Annotated in this window: 18 protein-coding genes, 2 pseudogenes and 1 riboswitch; of the genes and pseudogenes, 7 read left to right on the forward strand and 13 right to left on the reverse strand. The window is 49.6% G+C overall.

What is annotated here, in order from left to right; translation table 11 throughout:
- Entirely contained in the window at positions 1–492 is a 492-nt protein-coding gene (locus tag LGV68_RS06325) for a hypothetical protein (protein ID WP_222725849.1), read from the reverse strand.
- A 624-nt stretch (positions 493–1,116) separates the two neighbouring features.
- Here LGV68_RS06325 and LGV68_RS06330 point away from each other — a divergent pair.
- The 3 genes and pseudogenes from LGV68_RS06330 to cobO all read left to right on the forward strand — a co-directional run.
- Positions 1,117–1,878 (forward strand): annotated as a pseudogene (locus LGV68_RS06330) (PAS domain-containing protein); the annotation flags it as partial.
- A gap of 129 nt (positions 1,879–2,007) precedes the next feature.
- Positions 2,008–2,415 (forward strand): annotated as a pseudogene (locus LGV68_RS06335) (methyl-accepting chemotaxis protein); the annotation flags it as partial.
- Between the two features lie 156 nt (positions 2,416–2,571).
- Positions 2,572–3,177 carry a cob(I)yrinic acid a,c-diamide adenosyltransferase gene (gene cobO / locus LGV68_RS06340; RefSeq protein WP_020327913.1) on the forward strand — a complete coding sequence of 202 codons (606 nt, stop codon included), beginning with the start codon at positions 2,572–2,574 and terminating at the stop codon, positions 3,175–3,177.
- Positions 3,178–3,251: 74 nt separating this feature from the next.
- On the opposite strand, the gene LGV68_RS06345 is transcribed toward cobO, so the two are convergent.
- From LGV68_RS06345 to apbC, 3 genes are all read right to left on the reverse strand, one after another.
- Positions 3,252–5,366 carry an AsmA family protein gene (locus LGV68_RS06345; RefSeq protein WP_024373875.1) on the reverse strand — a complete coding sequence of 705 codons (2,115 nt, stop codon included), beginning with the start codon at positions 5,364–5,366 and terminating at the stop codon, positions 3,252–3,254.
- Between the two features lie 97 nt (positions 5,367–5,463).
- The gene (gene udk, locus LGV68_RS06350; RefSeq protein WP_020327915.1) at positions 5,464–6,105 is read right to left on the reverse strand and encodes a uridine kinase; all 642 of its coding nucleotides are present in this window, start codon (positions 6,103–6,105) and stop codon (positions 5,464–5,466) included.
- 175 nt (positions 6,106–6,280) lie between these two features.
- Positions 6,281–7,357, reverse strand: a complete 1,077-nt coding sequence (gene apbC, locus LGV68_RS06355) for an iron-sulfur cluster carrier protein ApbC (RefSeq protein ID WP_171933462.1) — start codon at positions 7,355–7,357, stop codon at positions 6,281–6,283.
- Between the two features lie 158 nt (positions 7,358–7,515).
- Between apbC and metG the strand changes: the two genes are divergently transcribed.
- Positions 7,516–9,567 (forward strand): methionine--tRNA ligase, encoded by a 2,052-nt coding sequence (gene metG, locus LGV68_RS06360; protein WP_032081500.1) that lies wholly within the window; start codon positions 7,516–7,518, stop codon positions 9,565–9,567.
- Positions 9,568–9,787: 220 nt separating this feature from the next.
- Positions 9,788–10,594, forward strand: a complete 807-nt coding sequence (locus LGV68_RS06365) for a hypothetical protein (protein WP_020327917.1) — start codon at positions 9,788–9,790, stop codon at positions 10,592–10,594.
- A 55-nt stretch (positions 10,595–10,649) separates the two neighbouring features.
- Here the strand turns inward: LGV68_RS06365 and udp are convergent, their stop codons facing one another.
- The 3 genes from udp to LGV68_RS06380 all read right to left on the reverse strand — a co-directional run bounded on the left by udp (position 10,650) and on the right by LGV68_RS06380 (position 14,510).
- Positions 10,650–11,411: a uridine phosphorylase gene (udp, locus tag LGV68_RS06370; protein ID WP_020327918.1), complete on the reverse strand. Its 762-nt coding sequence runs from the start codon at positions 11,409–11,411 to the stop codon at positions 10,650–10,652.
- 258 nt (positions 11,412–11,669) lie between these two features.
- Positions 11,670–13,961, reverse strand: a complete 2,292-nt coding sequence (locus tag LGV68_RS06375) for a zinc/cadmium/mercury/lead-transporting ATPase (protein WP_252536391.1) — start codon at positions 13,959–13,961, stop codon at positions 11,670–11,672.
- 132 nt (positions 13,962–14,093) lie between these two features.
- On the reverse strand, positions 14,094–14,510 hold the full coding sequence (locus LGV68_RS06380; protein WP_020327920.1) for a CBS domain-containing protein: 417 nt from the start codon (positions 14,508–14,510) through the stop codon (positions 14,094–14,096).
- 262 nt (positions 14,511–14,772) lie between these two features.
- On the opposite strand from LGV68_RS06380, the gene LGV68_RS06385 reads away from it, so the two are divergent.
- Positions 14,773–15,726 carry a sensor domain-containing diguanylate cyclase gene (locus LGV68_RS06385; protein ID WP_212571368.1) on the forward strand — a complete coding sequence of 318 codons (954 nt, stop codon included), beginning with the start codon at positions 14,773–14,775 and terminating at the stop codon, positions 15,724–15,726.
- A 68-nt stretch (positions 15,727–15,794) separates the two neighbouring features.
- Here LGV68_RS06385 and moaE read toward each other — a convergent pair whose 3' ends face one another.
- The 5 genes from moaE to moaA all read right to left on the reverse strand — a co-directional run bounded on the left by moaE (position 15,795) and on the right by moaA (position 18,556).
- Entirely contained in the window at positions 15,795–16,250 is a 456-nt protein-coding gene (gene moaE, locus LGV68_RS06390) for a molybdopterin synthase catalytic subunit MoaE (RefSeq protein WP_020327922.1), read from the reverse strand.
- Between the two features lies 1 nt (position 16,251).
- Positions 16,252–16,497 carry a molybdopterin synthase sulfur carrier subunit gene (gene moaD / locus LGV68_RS06395; RefSeq protein ID WP_020327923.1) on the reverse strand — a complete coding sequence of 82 codons (246 nt, stop codon included), beginning with the start codon at positions 16,495–16,497 and terminating at the stop codon, positions 16,252–16,254.
- Positions 16,494–16,973: a cyclic pyranopterin monophosphate synthase MoaC gene (gene moaC, locus LGV68_RS06400; RefSeq protein ID WP_020327924.1), complete on the reverse strand. Its 480-nt coding sequence runs from the start codon at positions 16,971–16,973 to the stop codon at positions 16,494–16,496. Before moaC ends, moaD begins: the two co-directional genes overlap by 4 nt.
- A 9-nt stretch (positions 16,974–16,982) precedes the next feature.
- Complete coding sequence (gene moaB, locus LGV68_RS06405) at positions 16,983–17,495, reverse strand: molybdenum cofactor biosynthesis protein B (RefSeq protein ID WP_020327925.1); 513 nt, start codon at positions 17,493–17,495, stop codon at positions 16,983–16,985.
- A gap of 71 nt (positions 17,496–17,566) precedes the next feature.
- Entirely contained in the window at positions 17,567–18,556 is a 990-nt protein-coding gene (moaA, locus tag LGV68_RS06410; protein WP_038127045.1) for a GTP 3',8-cyclase MoaA, read from the reverse strand.
- Positions 18,545–18,684, reverse strand: a riboswitch (molybdenum cofactor riboswitch). Its footprint overlaps the gene before it by 12 nt.
- A gap of 182 nt (positions 18,685–18,866) precedes the next feature.
- Between moaA and LGV68_RS06415 the strand changes: the two genes are divergently transcribed.
- The gene (locus tag LGV68_RS06415; RefSeq protein ID WP_208592500.1) at positions 18,867–19,757 is read left to right on the forward strand and encodes a YvcK family protein; all 891 of its coding nucleotides are present in this window, start codon (positions 18,867–18,869) and stop codon (positions 19,755–19,757) included.
- Here LGV68_RS06415 and luxU read toward each other — a convergent pair.
- Positions 19,746–20,084: a quorum-sensing phosphorelay protein LuxU gene (gene luxU / locus LGV68_RS06420; RefSeq protein ID WP_020327928.1), complete on the reverse strand. Its 339-nt coding sequence runs from the start codon at positions 20,082–20,084 to the stop codon at positions 19,746–19,748. The two genes, LGV68_RS06415 and luxU, sit on opposite strands and share 12 nt — an antisense overlap.
- Positions 20,085–20,090: the final 6 nt, after the last annotated feature.

Genomic DNA, 20,090 nt, shown 5'->3' on the forward strand with positions numbered 1-20,090 from the left:
TCATCCCAACTTGTTTTTAAACAGTGTACGTGCCGCTTGGTCCCATTGCAGCAGAAATTGCACAAGCGATTGAATGTGATGCTGCCAACTAAACCATTGGATTCGGTAACTCTCACGTTGTTTTTGCTTGTACGCCTCACTGTTGTCACCCGCAACATAACAGTCGTGTTCAACCAATGCATTAATCAGATAGCTGCGGGTAAATGTGGGCGGTTCATTAGACAGAAAATTACGCGAAATCAGCTCGTGACTTCCTCCCATTTTCAAAGCAAAACCGCCGACAACGAGTGGAATAAGAGATCTAAGAGGCGCGACCGGCAACCTATCACTGCCATGGTTTACTTGCTGCCACTGAGTTTCAATAGCATCAAACAGTCGTTGATGCGTTGGTCCACCTTCTGCCAAAGACGGAACGTAAACGAAGTAGAGCCAATCGGCTAGCCGCTCAGATTCACGTGCAACTTCGTCAAGCACGGCCTTAGTCCGGCGCATCCTCTCTTGGCACTCATGCGAAACCGATTCATGATTTTCCGTTGTTACCCATGGTTTGACGTGAGCTACACATCCCATCGCGTTTCCCCCAACACAGTTGATGAACACGCAGTATAAAACAATACTGTATATAAAAACAGTATCTGTAAGTTACAGGTATACGTTGAGGTCAAAAAAAGAAGGGCTGAGCAATTGCCCTGCCCTTCAGCAAGCGAAGTGTATCGTAGAAATATTCTTGTTGATTTCACTCATTACTATAGATGCTTGAGTCAGTTTGGCAGTGCAACAACGCTTTCTATATTGCTAACTGCAACCGACTTCAAACAACTCAATGTAACTGACAGATTTATCAGGCTTACAACCTGAATGCTGACTCCGTTTTCCTAAGCAATGTTGCAGGAAGGCGAAAGAGTAAACTTCAACTAAACTCATTGCATAGGCATCAACAACCGCTGGTGTGAAACAAGCTGGTACATACTTGTTGCACCAATAGTTGTTGCATCGCAAATTTATTGAATCAAGTTGAAATGTTCGACTAAAGAGCAAAAACATAATCTTGAATTTACCAATACATATGCGTAAATGTTTTGTGCAAGGCCTTGTTTCATTTGTTGAGGAAATAACATGTTTGGGTCGAAAAAAAAGCAGCATGCACTGCAAGCGCTGGAAAATGAGAAGTTTCAGTTTGAGTGCTTTCAAAGTGCAATAAAGGAACAGGTTCCGTATATTGAATTCACACCAGATGGGCACATACGTTTTGCCAACTCTTTATTTTTGGGCGTCGTGGGCTACACACTGGAACAAATCGCAGGTAAGCATCACAGCATACTCTGTTTCCCCGAAGATACGGTGACAGCCGAATATAAACAGCTCTGGGGCGATCTAAAGAACGGTAAGCCCGTCCGTGGGCGCTTTATTCGCAAAGACAGTCAAGACAAAGCAGTTTGGGTCGCAGCGACCTATTTTCCTGTGGTACAAAACGGCAAAGTGGCGTATGTCGCGAAAGTGGCGTCCAACGTCACGCAGGAGCAGGTCGAACTGGAGCGAAACCAAGCACTACTCAAGGCAATGGACAAATCGCTGGCGGTGATCGATTTTACTCCTGACGGCACTGTCCTCAACGCCAACAAGAACTTCCTTTCCTGCCTCGATTATCGACTCGATGAAATTACTGGCCAGCATCACCGCATGTTTTGCGAAGACGACTTTTACCAAAGCAACCCGAATTTCTGGTCGGATCTTGCGACAGGCAAAATTCAATCCGGGCTATTTAAACGTCGAGACAAACATGGCCGAGTCATATGGCTGGAAGCCACCTACAACCCGATTTTCAATCATGAAAACAAAGTGGTGAAAATCATTAAACTGGCAAGCGATATTACTGAACGAGTGGAGCAAGCCATGGTAGTACGTGATGCCGCGAAGAAGTCGTGCCAGATTGCAGAAGATACCGTCACCATCGCACGTCAGGGGCAAGATTCTATCGCTTCGATGCTATCAAACTCCAAAGAGATCAACGCAGCCGTCGATGCCGTCAGCGGCCTGATTGAAGAACTCAACCGCCAGTCGAAAAGCGTCGAAGCCATCGTCTCCACCATCAGTGAAATCGCCGAGCAAACCAACTTACTCGCACTGAATGCTGCGATTGAAGCTGCGCGAGCTGGTGATCAAGGGCGCGGGTTTGCGGTAGTCGCCGATGAAGTACGTAAACTGGCTTCGCGCACCTCAACCTCAACCTCAGAGATCGCTGCTGTGATCGACAAAAACTCGCAAATCATCGGCAATATCGATCACAAAATCAAAGTCGTCTTCGATAAAGCCTCACACGGTGAAAATCAGGCCAACACGGTCTCAGGCGTGATTGAGGAAATTATCTACGATGCGGATCTGGTATCAGAGACTGTACAGAAGCTCTCTATCTAGCGTCGATTCATGCTGCCAGCACGCGGGTTGGCAGCTCTCTTTTCCCTGTTGACCACATCACGTTCTTCGGCTGATTATCTCCATGCTTTTCGTTGGTTTTTGCCGCGCTATTGTTGAGCTATCATAGCGATAACTTAACGATAGAAAGGATGACTCATGTCCAGCGAAGAGACCAAACAACAACGCCATCAGGCAAGGCAACAGAAAGTCAAAGAACAAGTGGACGCCCGCGTAGCCGCGGCACAGGAAGTGAAAGGTCTGCTGCTGATCATCACTGGTAACGGCAAAGGTAAATCCACTTCTGGCTTTGGCACGATTGCCCGCGCTGTTGGTCACGGCAAGCAATGTGCGGTTGCCCAGTTCATCAAAGGCACCTGGGACAACGGCGAACGTAATCTGCTGGAAAAACTAGGCGTCGAATTTCAGGTAATGGCGACGGGCTTCACCTGGGAAACGCAGAATAAAGAAAGCGATACTGCCGCGGCCCAATTGGTGTGGCAGGAGTGCAAACGCATGTTACAGGACGAGTCACTGGACGTGGTTTTGTTTGACGAACTGACTTACATGGTGAGTTACGGTTACATCGACCTCGATGAAGTGGTTGAAGCGCTGAACAACCGTCCACTTATGCAGTCCGTGATCATTACGGGACGCGGCGCACACCGTACTCTGATTGAAATGGCCGATACGGTGTCGGAAGTGAAGAACGTTAAGCACGCTTTTGAGTCTGGTGTTAAAGCACTGCAAGGTGTTGACTGGTAAAGTAGCGTTAAACGTTGCCATCGAAAAAGGGCTGGAAATTCCAGCCCTTTTGTTTTGTTGTGTATATAACGCGCTTAATTGAACAGGCCTTTCAGTAAGCCGTCTACGGCTTTTTTGGTGTTCTCGTCTTTGATCTTGTCGTTGATTTTCTCAAGCCCACGATCAATCTCTTTTTGCGCTTTCTGTTTCAGCACATCATCAAACACCAATTTGAATTTCGGATCAGCCCATTTGCCGGAGACATTAATCGGAATGGTCACGTCACGCAGCTCGTCAATGTTCTTACCACCCTGCCCTTCCAAGGAACCAACAATAGAGGTACGCACCAGAAAATCGACCGTCTCCTGAATGTAGTTCGCTTTGCCTTCGCCATGAATGCGCAGCAGTGGTGACTGCATACTTAAGTTATCGGTCGTCATTTCGCCTTTGTTCAGCTTCAGGGTCGCGGTCATAGCACTGAAATCGGTTTTCTGTACCGAGTTATCCTCACTCACCGACTGACCTTTGATTTTGGCGTAATTGGTGCGAATAAGCTGTGCCACGTTAATGCCATTGACAGCACCATCAGCAAAGTTGATGGCCACTGTACCCGCCAGGTTTTGCTTGATGCCCGTTGGCGTCAGGCTTTTACCTTGTACGTTGACATCGATATTTCCGGTACCTTCCAATTTGTCGTTATCCAGCACATCTTTCATTAGCGGCTGGATCTTAACGCCGGTGACGGTCTTTTTGATTGTGTAAGTGGCCGGAGTTTTACGAGCATCGATCTGTGCGGTAGCTTTTACACTGCCCTGATACAGATTGGCCGTGAACGATTTCAGATCGATCACACCACGGTTGACCGTAAAACTGGTCTTCACATTCTGCATTTTGGCGTTGCTGGCTTTGAACTTATCGATGGTCACATCCCCCGCCACATCCAGCGTCTTCAACGCGGACAAATCCGGTTCGGTTTCTGCTTTGTCTGAAGGGCTGGTTCCAGCCGAACCACCAGCGGCTGGCTTGCTTTCTGCCGTTGCTGCTGGCTGTTTATTCAGCCCCAGGAATTCATCTAAATCAATATCCGGGCTGTGCAGATTAAAGCGAACTTTGGGAATATCACCCAGTGCGACGCTGGCTTTACCATCAAACTGCAGCGCATTTGCGCTAAGTTTATCCAGCACAACATTGAGCATGTTCTTGGTCATATCAAATGCAACCGAAGATTGCATCGTTACTTTCATCGGAGACTGAGGCAGTGCCGCACCTTCAAGATTCGCCGTCAGGTCCAGTTTGTCGACACTCACCTGACTGATTGCCTTATCAACCTTCACCGATGCGCTGCCGCTGGCATCGAGCTTCATGTCCGAAGCCGTACCTTTCACCGAGAAGGTCAGAGCGTTGGCCTGATCAAATTCAAACGTCGCCAAATTCAATTTCGCAGAATCAATACGCGTCGCGGGGTCACTGAAATTTGCATCCAGCACAATGTTTCGCAGCGCGTACTGTTTGAAGTCTTTCGACAGCTTGATTTCCGCGTTACCGCTCGCACCAAACTGCTGCTGGTTATTGCTGCCTTTCGCTGCAAAATCCACTTTGGTCCAGGTATCAGCCGCAAACTCAGAAACTTGCAGCTGCACATCGTACAGTTTGGTTTGCGTGCCTGCTTTGCGATCCTGAATCTCTAACAGCGCATTGTTGATGGCGATACCCGCAAGATTGATACTCCAATCCTGAGCAGCCGTAGATTCTGAGCCCGATGTTTGCGCAGGCGCTTGTGTTGCATCCGATGTTTCGCCGGATGTGGAAGTCTGCTGCGCTTTGGTCAGGCTATCTAAATTGGAACGGCCATCTTTGAGCGTTTCCAGATGGACTTCAGCCCCATCCAGACGGATGTTGCCGATCTGTAGTTGTTTGTCGAACAGTGGCATCACGGATACATCAATCCCAACACTGTCTACTTTAAATAGGTTCGGACTGGTGAATCCTTGAGGGTTCTTGAGCTCAGTTTTACCCAGTTCAAAGCCGATAGACGGGAAGAATTGCCAACCAATATCGCCTTCGATCACCAGATCGAGGCCGGTTTGTTTTTTGGTCTGTTCAACCAGCAGCGGTTTAAACTGGTTCGGATTAACCAGAATCACTAAGGCTGCGATCGCGCCTAGCACGACGATCAACAATGCAGCAACGAACAGGAACAGTTTTTTCATCTGCTTTTTCCTTGCGTGACGGATAAAGAAAGTGGCACCTAAAGTGCCACTTATACTAAGAAAAATAAAGTCAGCTATTGCTAAGCATTGGTTAAAATTACGATTTTAGCAACTTAGCAATGTGCGCTTTCAATACGTCAATCGCGATGCGGTTCTTGCCACCACGAGGAACGATAATGTCAGCGTATTGTTTTGACGGTTCAATAAATTGCATGAACATTGGGCGAACCGTTTTCTGGTACTGAGACAATACCGATTCCATCGTACGACCACGTTCTTCCACATCGCGTTTTACGCGGCGCAGCAGACAGATATCCAGTGGAGTGTCCATAAAGATGGTCGCGTGCATCAGGTCGCGCAGGCGAGGATCGGTCAGAAGCAGAATGCCTTCCAGAATGATCACTTTCTTTGGTGTCATTGTGGTTGTGTTTGAGGTGCGAGTATGTTCTGTGTAGCTGTATTCAGGCACTTCCACCGCTTCACCGCGGGTCAGCTTCTGAAGGTGTTCACAAAGCAGATCGTGGTCAAGCGCATTCGGGTGGTCATAGTTGGTTTTGACGCGATCTTCCATGCTCAGATGACTTTGGTCTTTGTAATAGCAATCTTCCGTGATCACACCAATTTGATGGTCGCCTACTTTCGCACGCAGTTCATTATAAATGGTACTTGCGATGAGGCTTTTCCCAGAAGCAGAAGCGCCAGCAATACCGACGATGACGCATTGATTATTATCAGACATGTATATGCACCCGATACGTGTAGATGAGGAAACGAAGATAAACCGCCTGATTATAGGGAGTTCATGGGGCAGATACCAGTTTGCAGTAGAGCTAAATGTCAGTAATTTCCGGAATCGAACAACATTAAAGCAGAGCAAACGATTACATTCGCTCTGCAAAATTTTGTGATCTGTGTTACTCCACTAAAGTGAAGCTGATTGGGTCCGGTTTGGCTTTTCCTTGCCAGTATAAATGCGCGCAAATTCGTTCCGCCAAGTCGAGATACAGGGCAGTATGTTCGCAGTCCGGATGCGCGATGACGGTCGGCTTCCCTGCATCGATATCTTCACGCATTTGAATGTGCAGTGGTATTTGTGCCAGCAGCGACAAACCATACTCGCCCGCTAATGTCTGCGCGCCGCCCACACCGAAGATGTGTTCTTTTTCTCCACAGTGGCTGCAGATATGATAACTCATGTTCTCCACCAGACCGACGACGGGCACGGCCACTTTGTCGAACATCGCGGTACCTTTACGTGCATCGGCCAACGCTAAGTCTTGCGGTGTGGTCACAATCACAGCGCCGGTAACCGGAATCTGCTGCGCCAGCGTCAGTTGAATGTCGCCCGTACCCGGCGGCATATCAAGCACCAGATAATCCAAATCCGGCCATTCGGTTTCATTAAGGAGTTGCGCCAATGCTTTGGACGCCATCGGACCACGCCAGATGGTAGCATCCGACTTATCCACCAGGTAACCAATGGACTGTGTCGCGATGCCGTGCGCCATCACTGGCTGCATCCATTTATTGTCGCGTACGCTCGGTTTGGCATCCGTCTGACCAAACATCATCGGCACGGACGGGCCATAGATATCCGCATCGAGAATGCCCACCTTTGCACCACACGCAGCAATCGCCAGTGCCAGATTGGCAGCCGTGGTTGATTTACCGACGCCCCCTTTCGCAGAAGTCACTGCAATGATGTTTTTCACCCCTTTCACCGGATTCGTAACCTGAGTTTCGAGCGCTTTCGGTTGCACTTTGATTGTGTAGTCAAAGGCGGCGACCATCTGAGCCGATTGCTGCTGCGCAATCCAAGCCTGCAATTCAACAGCGATGCTGCGGCTGGCAAACGGCAACTCAATCACAAACGAACCTGTGGGTGAAACCGTGACAAAACCAGGCGCGGACGCCCAGTCGGAGAGTAGATAAGGGTGAGAAAACTGACTTAACCAGGAACAAAAGTCCTGTTTGGACGTAAACGTGAGCATAGGTCCTCCTTTTTGCCTCATGCTATCACTCTCATGCATCAGACAGAACCCCGAAAAAGTTAAGGCTTTGGCCCTACTCACGCCTTGGAGTTAACAGCGTCATCAGGTAGTATTATCCATCACATTAAATACCTATCAAACAAAGCGAATAATTAAGTATGGCAACTGAACCAAGAAAACTTTTGGTAACTTGTGCCCTTCCGTACGCTAACGGTTCGATCCACTTAGGTCATATGCTTGAGCATATCCAAGCGGATATTTGGGTTCGTTACCAGCGCCTACGCGGCAACACTGTAAACTTCATCTGTGCTGACGATGCTCACGGCACGCCAATCATGCTTAAAGCGCAACAGATGGGTATGACTCCGGAAGAGATGATTGCTGCGGTCAGTGAAGAGCACCAAAAAGACTTCGCAGGCTTTGATATCAGCTTTGACAACTACCACAGCACACACAGTGAAGAGAACCGTGAACTGGCTTCTCACATCTATCTGGAGCTGAAAAAGAACGGTTTTATTTCCAGCCGCACCATTTCTCAGCTATTTGACCCTGAGAAAGAGATGTTCCTGCCGGATCGTTTCGTTAAAGGCACCTGCCCGAAATGTAAATCTGAAGACCAGTACGGCGACAACTGTGATGCTTGTGGCGAAACTTACAGCCCGACAGAACTGATCAACCCGAAATCAGCGGTTTCTGGCGCGACGCCAATCATGAAAGATTCTGAGCACTTCTTCTTCGATCTGCCTCAGTTTGAAAGCATGCTGAAAGAGTGGACACGTTCAGGCTCACTGCAATCTGAAACGGCCAACAAGATGCAAGAGTGGTTTGAATCTGGCCTGCAACAGTGGGACATTTCCCGCGATGCGCCTTATTTCGGTTTTGAAATTCCGGGCGAAAAGAACAAGTTCTTCTACGTGTGGCTTGATGCACCTGTCGGTTACATGGCGTCGTTCAAAAACCTGTGTAACAAGACTGACGGTCTGGACTTCGATGAATACTGGAAGAAAGACAGCACCACAGAGCTGTACCACTTCATCGGTAAAGACATTGTTTATTTCCACAGTCTGTTCTGGCCAGCGATGCTGGAAGGCAGCGGTTTCCGCAAACCAAACAACGTGTTCGTACATGGCTACGTGACGGTAAACGGCGCGAAGATGTCTAAGTCTAAAGGGACGTTCGTGAAAGCGAGCACTTACCTGAACCACTTGGATCCTGAGTGTCTGCGTTACTACTACGCCGCGAAACTGAACAGCCGTATCGACGATCTGGATCTGAACCTGGAAGACTTCACTCAGCGCGTGAACGCTGACGTGGTGAACAAGATTGTCAATCTGGCTTCACGTAACGCAGGTTTCATCACCAAGCGTTTTGACGGCAAACTGTCTGACAGCTTTGCAGAACCTGAGCTGTACAACGAATTTGCCGCGGCTGCCGATCGTATCGCTGAACTTTACGAAGCGCGCGAATTTGGCCGCGCCATTCGTGAAATCACCGCGCTGGCGGATAAAGCCAACCAGTACGTTGACGAAAAAGCACCTTGGGTTGTGGCCAAACAAGAAGGTCAGGATCAAGCACTGCAGGATATCTGTACTGTCGGTATCAACTTATTCCGCGTTCTGCTGACTTACCTGAAACCGGTGATGCCAGCACTGGCGGCTCGCTCAGAAGCCTTCCTGAACCAAGAACTGACTTGGGACGGCGTAGCTCAACCTCTGACTGGCCACACCGTCAGCGCGTTCAAAGCGCTGTTCAACCGCATCGATCCTAAACACATCGAAGCGATGATTGAAGCATCGAAAGAAGAAGCTGCTGCTGAGAAAGCCGCTGCAGAAGCTGCCGCACCTAAAGCGCAGCAAACTGAGCTGAGCAAAGACCCTATCGCAGCCGAAATCGAATTTGATGACTTCGCGAAGGTTGACCTGCGTATTGCTAAGATTGTCTCTTGTGAGTCAGTGCCTAAAGCGGACAAACTGCTGAAGTTCCAACTGGATATCGGTGGTGAAATGCGTCAGGTATTCTCGGGAATCAAAGCGGCTTATAACCCGGAAGATCTGGTTGGCAAATACACCGTTGTGGTGGCTAACCTGAAACCACGTAAGATGAAGTTCGGCATGTCAGAAGGTATGATTCTGGCCGCCGGCCCTGGTGGCAGCGAGCTGTGGATTCTGGAACCTCATGAAGGTGCTCAACCAGGTATGCGTGTGATGTAATCGCGCTCACCTGCGTTTAAAATCAAAATGTTAAGGCTCCCGGTGCCGATTGGCCCGGGAGCTTTTTTATTGAACCAGCTCACACTTTTAGGTCAATTTGCACAACTTCAGTGCAAAAAGATTGTTGGAAACTTGTTAATTCATTGATTTATAAAGACAAAAAACTTGGCATCAAGGCTGCTAACTCTTTAGGAGTATAAACACTAACAAGGAGTTGGTTATGTTTGTCTTTATTTCGATGCTGATTTCGATAGGCATATTGTGCCTGATGTTCTTCTTTGCCAAACAAAGAGAATCGACCCTTCAACGCAAATACGAACTGTTGGTTGACCTGCGTCAGCTGCTTTATCTGTGCCGCCAGCACCGCAGCGCAACTCATCATGCTCTGATGTTTGGTGAACACCGTGAAGCTGAGCTGAGCCATCTGCACGACCTAATTCACGAAAAATCTAACCATTTGATCGCAACTGCTCACTTCGACAACAAACCTATGTACCGCATTTTACAGTTGAAGTTGAAAGCACTGATGAAAGAGTGGTCAGATCGCAGTATCTCCCGTAACCAGATGGTACACGGCAAAGCGATTCGTCACTGTATGTTTCTGATGGATGAAGTGATGTTGGCATGGCTGGTGGAGTCCAGCCGTGAAGATTTGAGCGATGAATACCACATGAACTGGCAGCAAATCATCGATACCATGGATGCTCTGACGCAGTTGCGTATCTGTATTGAAGATATGCACACTCAGGAAGGCCGTTCGCGCATGCAACATTATTGCGACTTGGTGCGCCGTAAGCTGAATCAACTGGCGCTGATAAGCCCGCTGTCTATTGCCTCACCAGCCTGTTCAAAAGCGATGCATTTACTGTCTGAACTGCATGACAATCAGGCCTTTGATATGGATGCCGAACAGCTGTATCAACTGACCTCAGATGTGTCACTGAGCATCGCGCATGTGTATGACCAGATGCTGGCTGATCTGACTGAAAGCCTGTACCTGCCATTGCCCAAATTAGTTATTGCCTGATCGCAAACGACAGACATAAAAAAACGCCACCCGAAGGTGGCGTTTTTCATTGGAATTATTTCAGCATTTTACGCGCGGCTTCTACCACAACTTTGATAGAGCGAGCTTCGGTCTCTTTCAGCGTAGAATGATCCGGGATTTCTTTCTGAGTGCGGTTGATGATAACACCCGCCACACAACCCGCTTTCAGACCTGAACTTGCACACATGGTCAGCAGGGTTGCTGATTCCATTTCAAAGTTCAGTACGCCCATTTCCTGCCACTCTTTCATAGAGCCTTGGAAACGACGGACAACACGACCAGTAAACGTGTCGTAACGCTCTTGACCTGGGTAGAAAGTATCGCTGGATGCTGTCACGCCCATGTGAACGGTTGCACCGCTCTCTTCTGACGCCTGCTTCATCGCTGTTGCCACTTCAAAGTCAGGAACCGCAGGGAACTCCATTGGAGCAAAGTGCAGGCTGGCACCGTCAAGACGTACAGAACCCGTAGTGACAATCATGTCGCCCACATTAACATTTGGCTGAATAGCACCCGTAGTACCAACGCGAAGGAAAGTGCGAACGCCCAATTGCGCCAGTTCTTCAACCGCGATAGAGGTAGAAGGACCGCCGATACCCGTTGAACAAACCACAACCGGTTTGCCATCCAGTTCAGCACGGTACAGCGTGTATTCACGATGGCTGGCCAGGAACACTGGGTTTTCCATTAGCTCCGCGATCTTTTGCACGCGCGCAGGATCGCCTGGAATGATTGCCAATGTTGCACCATTCAGATCAGCTTCGGTAACACCAAGGTGGAATACGGCTTGAGACATAAGTAGCTCCTTCATTGTGGCTTATTCAGCTCATAAATATGTTTGGGTACCGTGCTACTTTAGCCGAGCGGGCCCCAACATTAAGTGACAAAACTCACAAGTATTAACGCAATAAGAAATTACATTTCATTAAAGAATGATCTTTATCACACAAAATTGTCATTGTGATGCAACTATGAGCAATATCACTATCAACGGCGAGTAACGTGACATGGCAAGGTGCCACCTTGCCATGTGTCAGTATAGCCAGTGCAATGACTATTTTTTAAACTTCAGCAGACGCAACGCATTGAGCGTCACCAGCGCCGTTGCACCGCTGTCTGCCAATACCGCTACCCACAGCCCGGTCACCCCAATCAGACTGGTGACCAGAAAGATACCTTTCAGACCCAGCGCTATGGTCACGTTCTGACGAATGTTGCTCAGAGTCGCTCGTGATAGCGCAATCATGCCGGGTAACTCATTCAATCGGTTGTGAGTAATGGCCGCATCCGCCGTTTCCAGCGCGACATCCGTACCACCGCCCATCGCAATACCGATGTTAGCTTCTTTCATTGCTGGCGCATCGTTGATGCCATCCCCTACCATGGCGACATGCTGTTGCTGCGCCAGTTGGCGAACATATTCCACTTTGTCCTCTGGCATCAGGCTGGCCTGAAAATCCATATTGAGTTGGCTGGCTATTGCCTGGGCACTGCGCGGGTTATCACCGGTCAGCATGGTCGTGTGAATCCCCATTTGGTGCAGTGCCGCTATCGCTTGCTGCGCATCTTCACGCAGCGTATCTTGCCAGGCCATGATACCGATAGGCGTGTCATTCTCCAGCGCCACCACTACGGTTTTTCCTTGCGCTTCCATCGCCGCAACTAGCTCGTTGACAGAGTCAGCCAGTGGCACGTCAACCTTGCCCGGCGCCAACACTCGGTAGAAATGCTCGCCAATTCGTCCTGCCACACCGCGCCCCACCAAAGCTTGTTTATCTTGCGCATGCGGTAATGTCAGTCCTTGATTCTGCGCTTTTTTGACCAGCGACATCGCCAGTGGATGGCGTGAGCCCTGTTCAATCGCGGCAGTGACCGTAAGCAGTTGATCTGGCGACAAACCGGAGAGCGCCACAATGTCGGTCACCTGCGGTTTACCTTGAGTCAGCGTACCGGTTTTATCAAAGGCAACACTTTGGATCCGGCCTAATTGTTCAAGCGCTGCTCCCCCTTTAATCAACGCACCACGTCGTGCACCCGCTGCCAAACCCGACGTAATCGCCGCCGGTGTCGAAATGACCAGAGCGCACGGACAGGCAATCAGTAACATCGCCAAACCACGGTATACCCAAGTTTCCCACGGTTGAGCAAACAACAGTGGCGGTACAGTGACTACCAGCAGCGCGACGACCATCATCAGCGGTGTGTACCAACGGCTGAACTGGTCAAGAAAACGCTCCATCGGCGCCTTACGCGAATCCGCTTCTTCAATCAGATGCAAAATGCGGTCGATGGCATTTTCACCCTGACGTGAGGTGATTTTGAGCTGAATGACGCGATCAACCACCACCGCACCTGCGGCTATCTTATCGCCACGAACGTGCTCAACGGGCAGAGATTCGCCGGTCAACGCACTCTCATCCATGCTGGCAACCGCATCTAACAGCAGACCATCGGCAGGCAAACGCCCGCCCGGTGCAACTTCCACAATATCACCCGGACTGAGTTCACTGGCAGGGACTTCAATCCTCTCGCCAGATTGCAGACGAACAGCCGTCTCTGGCACCAGTTCCATCAGCGCCTGCACACCACTGCGAGCTTTTGAGGCCGCAAACGCTTCGAGGCGTTCACCAATCAAAAACAGCAGCAGAACCATTGCTGCCTCAACAGTTTCTCCGAGATAAAGAGCTCCCACAGCCGCGACGGTCATGAGTGTTTCAATGGCAAATGGCGTGCCTGATTTGGCGAGCTTCCACGCTTTAGTGGCGATGGGCACAAGACCGGCAATACAGCTGATAGTAAAAATCCAGCGCCCGGCTTCCACCGACCAAAGATTCGTCAATGTCCCGATAGCCATCATGGCCGCGAGTGCAACAATACGCAGGGTATCCGCTTCAAGCAGCGGATGGCTCGGTTTGGCCGGCTGGGCGGAACTCTTTTGCTGATCGTCGTAGATCTTAAATCCGGTGTTGGTGACTGCCTGCTCAATCGCCGCAGCCGTTGAGGCTGAGTTGAATTGCACCACCAGTTTTTCCGTCGCAAACAGCACGCGAGCGTCGACAATATCGGTCAGTTGGTTAACAGCCGTTTCAATTTTGCGTGCGCAGGATGGACAATCCATCCCCACCACACGCCAGCTCTGCTTGTAGGTTGAGGTTCCCCCAGCGGGTTCGTCCTCGTCAGGGCCATCCGCCCCACTGCAACTGCTGGATGAACAGCATCCACCCTCAGAATTGGTCGCACCAGCAGGGTGAATGGATTGAATTTTCGGGCTTGCTGAGCAGGACACCGATTTAATGGTTGGTGCTGCAGACTTTTCTGAGCGGCAACCTTCATGCTTGGTACACATAGCGCTTCTCCTTTTATCAGGCTTAACCCGATGCTACACCTTGGAGTCTACTCCAAGGTCAAGCACTAATTTTTTAGGGCTTCAGACAAAAAAACAAAAGGCACCGAAGTGCCTTTTTGCCTGTTAAAGGCGTTAGACTGGATGTTTGAAGCACGCCGCCAGATTTTTCCCGATCGCCTGCAGCACGTCCCGGCGGGTAATAATGCCGACCAGTTTCCCTTCATCTACCACCGGATACACTTTCGGTTTACCCACTTTCATCATTTCTGCCAACTCAATGATGGACATATTGGGTGAAACGGAGAGCACTTCTTTGTGCATGCAATCGCTCACGATGTGGGTGTCCTGGCAGTAATAGCTCACTTTAATCAGCTTCTCCAGCAAGTCCTGCTCAGAGAGGAAACCAATCACGCGCTCATTATCATCAATCACCGGGCCACCTAAATGGTTTGAGTGGATCACGCGATCCAAAGCCGCGGTCAGTGACATATCCGGTTTGAAAGTGACCGCTTTGACGGTCATGTAGTCTCTTACTTTTAACGAATCCATAGCGGTCTCCTTGCTCGCAACCTAATGTTGCTTATTTAGTAAGTGTTGACTAATTTCTTGATTTTACTAAATGGAAAACCTCAATTTTGTCGATAGATTTTTCCGATGAATTCGGCGTCAACCTGCCCCATCTCTCTCACGCTTTCAGCACAATTTTCTAAAACCTGTCTTATTTATTAGTCAATGCGCATCCGGTAGGCTTTTTCCTGAGATATCATCTATATGTTAACTATTGACTCAACCATCAATAGAGACCGCCGTAGTGAACTCAGTCTTCTATTCTGTCATTTCCGCTAACCCCGACCTGCTGCATGTCGTGTTTGAAGCGCTGCCAGAGCCTACGTTTTTGATCAATCGTGAAGGTATTTACGTGGAAGCCTGGGGTGGGACCGACACGCAGCGTCATCATAATCCGGCGACCATTATCGGTATGAATCAACAACAAGTCCTGCCCGCAGATAAAGCCATCTGGTTCAATCGTGTTATCGGAGAGGCGCTGAAAACCGGCCTGGCGGCGGAATTGGAATATGAGCTTGATCCGAAGCAGATGCCCTGCTTTGAGGATGTTGAGGGGCCACGAGATCTGCAGTTTTTTAACGCGCTGGTGATCCCGCTGCCCAACACAGAGTTCGTATTGTGGATTGTGCGCAACGTTACTGAATACCGCCGCACTGTCGACCAACTGGCCCGCCATCAACTGGAACTGGAACACCTGACACATATCGATCATTTAACGCAGGTTTACAACCGCTATGCGATGGACTCATTGCTTCCGCAGGCACTGGACGTGGCGAAACTGGATCAGCTTTCGTGCGCACTATTTATGATTGATATTGACTGCTTTAAGGAATACAACGATTTTTATGGTCATCTGCAAGGAGACGAAGCGCTCAAACAGGTCAGTCAGGCACTCAATCATTGGAAACGCAAAGGTGATCTCTGTTTTCGCTATGGCGGTGATGAATTTTTGTTGTTCATTCCTGATATCAGCGTCGAGCAATGCGAACACAAAGCGCATCAATTGCTGAGCGAGATTCAGACGCTCGCAATTCCGCATCACAATTCTCACGTCAATGATGCGCTGTCTGTAACCATCGGCATACACCATTGCCTGCGTTTGTCCTCGGACATGACCGCAGAAAAGCTGGTCGCTATTGCTGACAAGGCTCTGTTTCACGCCAAACACCAGCGACGCGGCACAATGCACATTTACTGATGCAGAAACCGCAGCATAAAAAAACGGCAGAGACGATGAAATCTCTGCCGCCACTTTTATTCGTCAGATTATTGCTGCCAGCGCTCTGCGGCTTTCGCATCTGATTCGCGTGAATCGACCCAGCGAGTGGATTCTGTAGTGCGTTCTTTTTTCCAGAATGGCGCTTTGGTTTTGAGGTAGTCCATCACAAACTCACACGCTTCGAACGACGCACTGCGATGAGCACTGCTGACACCAACAAACACGATTTGATCGCCGATATCCATGTCACCGACACGATGAATGACACGAACTTTCTGTAAGGACCAGCGACGCTCAGCTTCATCACAGATTTCAAGCAAGGCTTTTTCGGTCATACCCGGATAGTGTTCCAGATGTAAGCCAGTCACGTTGTCACCCAGATTCATGTCGCGCACTTTACCGACAAACGTCACCACGGCCCCGGCCTGTGTCCCAGCAGAAAGCTGGGCATACTCATCAGCCACAGAAAAATCCTGTACCTGAACAGAAACTCGGTTATCCATATTAGCCTCCGGTTACCGGTGGGAAAAAGGCTACTTCGTCGCCATCACTGAGCGCGAAATCCATCGGCACAATCGACTGATTGACCGCTGCCAGCAATTTGCCGGGCTCCAGCGCCAGCGACCATTTTCCTGGTTGTTCAGCCAGATGAGCACGCACTGCTTCCACCGTGGGAAATTGTGCTTCCAACGTCAGGCTGTCGCACTCAACCAGTTCACGAGTTTGGGCAAAAAATAACACTGTGATCATGCGTCCACCTTAAAGTGACCCGATTTACCGCCGGTCTTTTCCAGTAGTCTAACTTGCTCAATCACCATGTCTTTCTGCACCGCTTTACACATATCGTAAATGGTCAGCGCGGCGACCGATGCCGCAGTCAGCGCTTCCATTTCCACGCCTGTTTTTCCGGCCAGTTTGCACACCGATTCAATGCGTACCCGACTTTCCGCTTCAATCGCTTCCAACTGCACTTCGACTTTGGACAACAACAATGGATGGCACAGTGGAATCAAATCCCAAGTTTTCTTCGCCGCCTGAATCCCAGCAATACGCGCAGTCGCAAACACATCACCTTTGTGGTGCTGACCTGAAATAATCAGTTGTAACGTTTCCGGTGCCATACGAATAAACGCTTCAGCCCGCGCTTCGCGGACAGTGTCACTTTTGGCGGAAACATCAACCATGTTCGCCTCTCCGGAGGCATTGATATGGGTAAACTGACTCATTTCGCCCCCTTATACCGAGAGATGCGGCATAAAGTTACACGGACGATGGCTGGCATCCATTTGTTGTCTGATGATCTTCGTCCAGCCCGTACGGCATGCCCCGGTTGAACCCGGCATCGCGAAAATCACGGTATGGTTGGCAAAACCTGCCACCGCTCGCGACTGAATGGTCGAAGTCCCGATCTCTTCAAAAGACACCATACGGAACAGCTCACCAAAGCCTTCCACTTCTTTATCAAAAAGTGGCTTGAGCGCTTCCGGCGTGCTGTCGCGGGAAGTAAAGCCCGTGCCGCCAGTAATCAGAATGGCCTGCACGTTCTCGTCAGCGATCCACTGTGAAACCACAGCGCGGATCTTGTACATATCATCAATAACAATTTGCTTGTCGATCAACTTGTGACCCGCTTCCTGAAGTTGTTCTGCCAGATAGCGGCCAGACGTATCGTTCTCTTCCGTACGCGTGTCAGATACCGTCAGAACGGCAATGTTAGCAGGCTGAAATTTGCTTTCTGCGTGACCCATGAGTTCACCTTTATCAATAATCGTTGAATGTGTTGTCGGCCCGGCAACAAACCCGGCCCAAAGAGAAATTATTAACCGCCGATCGACGCCAGATGTGGCGTCATACCCGTATTTCCGTCATGCAAGAAATGGCTGACCGATTTGGTTTGCAGCTGAGCTTGGATACGCGCAATCAACGCGTTTTCTTGCGTATCGTCTTGCAGTAAGTCGCGCAGTTCCACGCCATGATCACCAAACAGGCACAAGTGCAGCTTGCCTAACGCAGACACGCGCAGACGGTTGCAACTACTACAGAAATTTTTCTCGTACGGCATGATGAGGCCAATTTCACCTTGATAATCGGCATGCACGAACACTTGGGCCGGTCCATCATTATTCGCGCGGGCTTTCAGTATCCAGCCGTCGGCAATCAATTGATTGCGAATTGCGGTGCCGGAAACATGCTGGCGGCTGAACAGATCGTCCATCTCACCAGTCTGCATCAGCTCGATAAAACGCAGTTGAATCGGACGATGTTTGATCCAGTTGAGAAACTGGGGCAGCTCCTGAGCGTTAAGATCTTTCATCAATACAACATTGACTTTGACCTGCTCGTAGCCGACCTCAAATGCGCGATCGATACCCTGCATCACCTGATGGAAACGGTTTTCGCCGGTAATTTGATGAAACATGCGCGGATCCAGGCTGTCTACGCTGACATTGATGTGCGTTAAGCCTGCCGCTTTCCATTCTGCAACACCTTTCGCCATGCGATAGCCGTTGGTGGTGGTCGCGACTTTCTGGATTCCCGGCGTTGAAGCCACCGTATGGATAATCTCGGTAAAATCTTTGCGCAGACTCGGCTCACCGCCGGTAATACGCACTTTGGAGGTCCCGCAATCGGCAAACGCATTTACCACACGCTTGATTTCCGGCAGGGTCAAAAAAGAGGAATTCTTATTGCCCGACGGGTGATACCCATCAGGTAAACAATAAGTACATTTGAAGTTACAGACATCTGTAACGGATAAGCGTAAGTAGTAAAACTTACGCTGAAATCTATCTTCGAATTGTTGCGCCACGTCACACCTTTCCAAACACGGGAGGCATAATCATTTCCAACTATGCCCTTGTGGCTCAAGGCCACTGGCTTATCCACCGTATCCTGCAACAGGACTTAGCTGAAATAAGCTCGGAGTAATGGCAACTAATGAGATCAACTTATGGGTTACTCAATAGCAGCTGATTGGTAAAATACTTAAAAAGAGTACGTGATTCCAGTGCAAGCACGAAAAAAACTCACTAGTACCTCAAATTACCCCAAAATAAGTATGAGATATAAATCAATTCCTCTAAATTGTAGCGGATTGTGAAAATATAAGAAGAAGAGAGATGACTCTGTACCAGAACAAGAAAGTGGTCGCGATTGGCGGTGGCCACGGTTTAGGGCGCATGTTGGCTGCGTTAAAAATTTTTGGTTCTAACGCCACGGGGATTGTTACCACCACCGACAACGGAGGCTCAACCGGGCGCATTCGTCACTGTCAGGGAGGGATCGCCTGGGGTGACACCCGCAACTGCATTAACCAGTTAATCACAGAACCTTCCATCAGCTCGATGATGTTCGAGTACCGCTTCAAAGGCGCGGGCGAACTCGATGGCCACAACCTGGGCAACCTGATGCTGACCGCATTAGACCACCTTTCTGTGCGTCCGTTGGAAGCCATCAATCTGATTCGAGGCATGCTCAACGTTGATGTCAACATCGTGCCGATGTCTGAACACCCTTCTGATCTGAAAGCGCTGTCTGTGGACGGTAAATGGGTGACGGGCGAGACCAGTGTCGATGAAATGCAACAAGATTTACGCCGTCTCGATCTGGAGCCGGAAGTGCCAGCCACACGCGAAGGCGTGTTGGCCATCGCCGACGCCGATGCGATCATACTCGGCCCGGGCAGTTTTCTGACCAGTATCATGCCACCGCTTTTACTGCCGGAAATGGGACAGGCCATTGAAAACAACACCCGCGCCAAGCTTATCTTCATCGAGAACCTGTCACCAGAATATGGGCCAGCGGGTCGTATGACACTGCGTCAGAAACTGGAATGGTGTGAACGTGCCTGTCACGGCCGAAAAATTGATGTGGTGATTGGTGCCGAAGCACATCCGGATCTGGACAGCGAATGGAACTGCGTGACACGTGATTTGGCTTCACCCAACCGCGACTGGCGTCACGACCGGGTGAAACTGCGTAAAGCGATTGAAGAGCAGTTAAGCGATTAACTGCGAATAGCTTTGACGAGTATGCTGGATAAGGTCAATCATAATCGCCGTATCCAGCGTTTCATCGATGGTCGTGCCTTGTTTGGCCCGACTATCAATATCAACCGCTTTGGCGCACAACTGATCAGCCCCAAAGCTCGCCGCGCTGCTTTTCAACGCATGGCTGATCTCTTTGAGATACTCCAGTTTATCACCGTATGCCTCATTACTCAGATTTGCGCGATAAGTATCCAGTTCACCTAAGAAAATTTCCACCAGAACGGGGACATTTTCTTCACCAATTTCCTGTGCCAGATTATCAATCTTGCTGAGATTCATCAGTTCCATGTGCGC

The sequence above is a fragment of the Vibrio sp. LQ2 genome (assembly GCF_023920125.1).
GTDB classification, from domain to species: domain Bacteria; phylum Pseudomonadota; class Gammaproteobacteria; order Enterobacterales; family Vibrionaceae; genus Vibrio; species Vibrio fluvialis.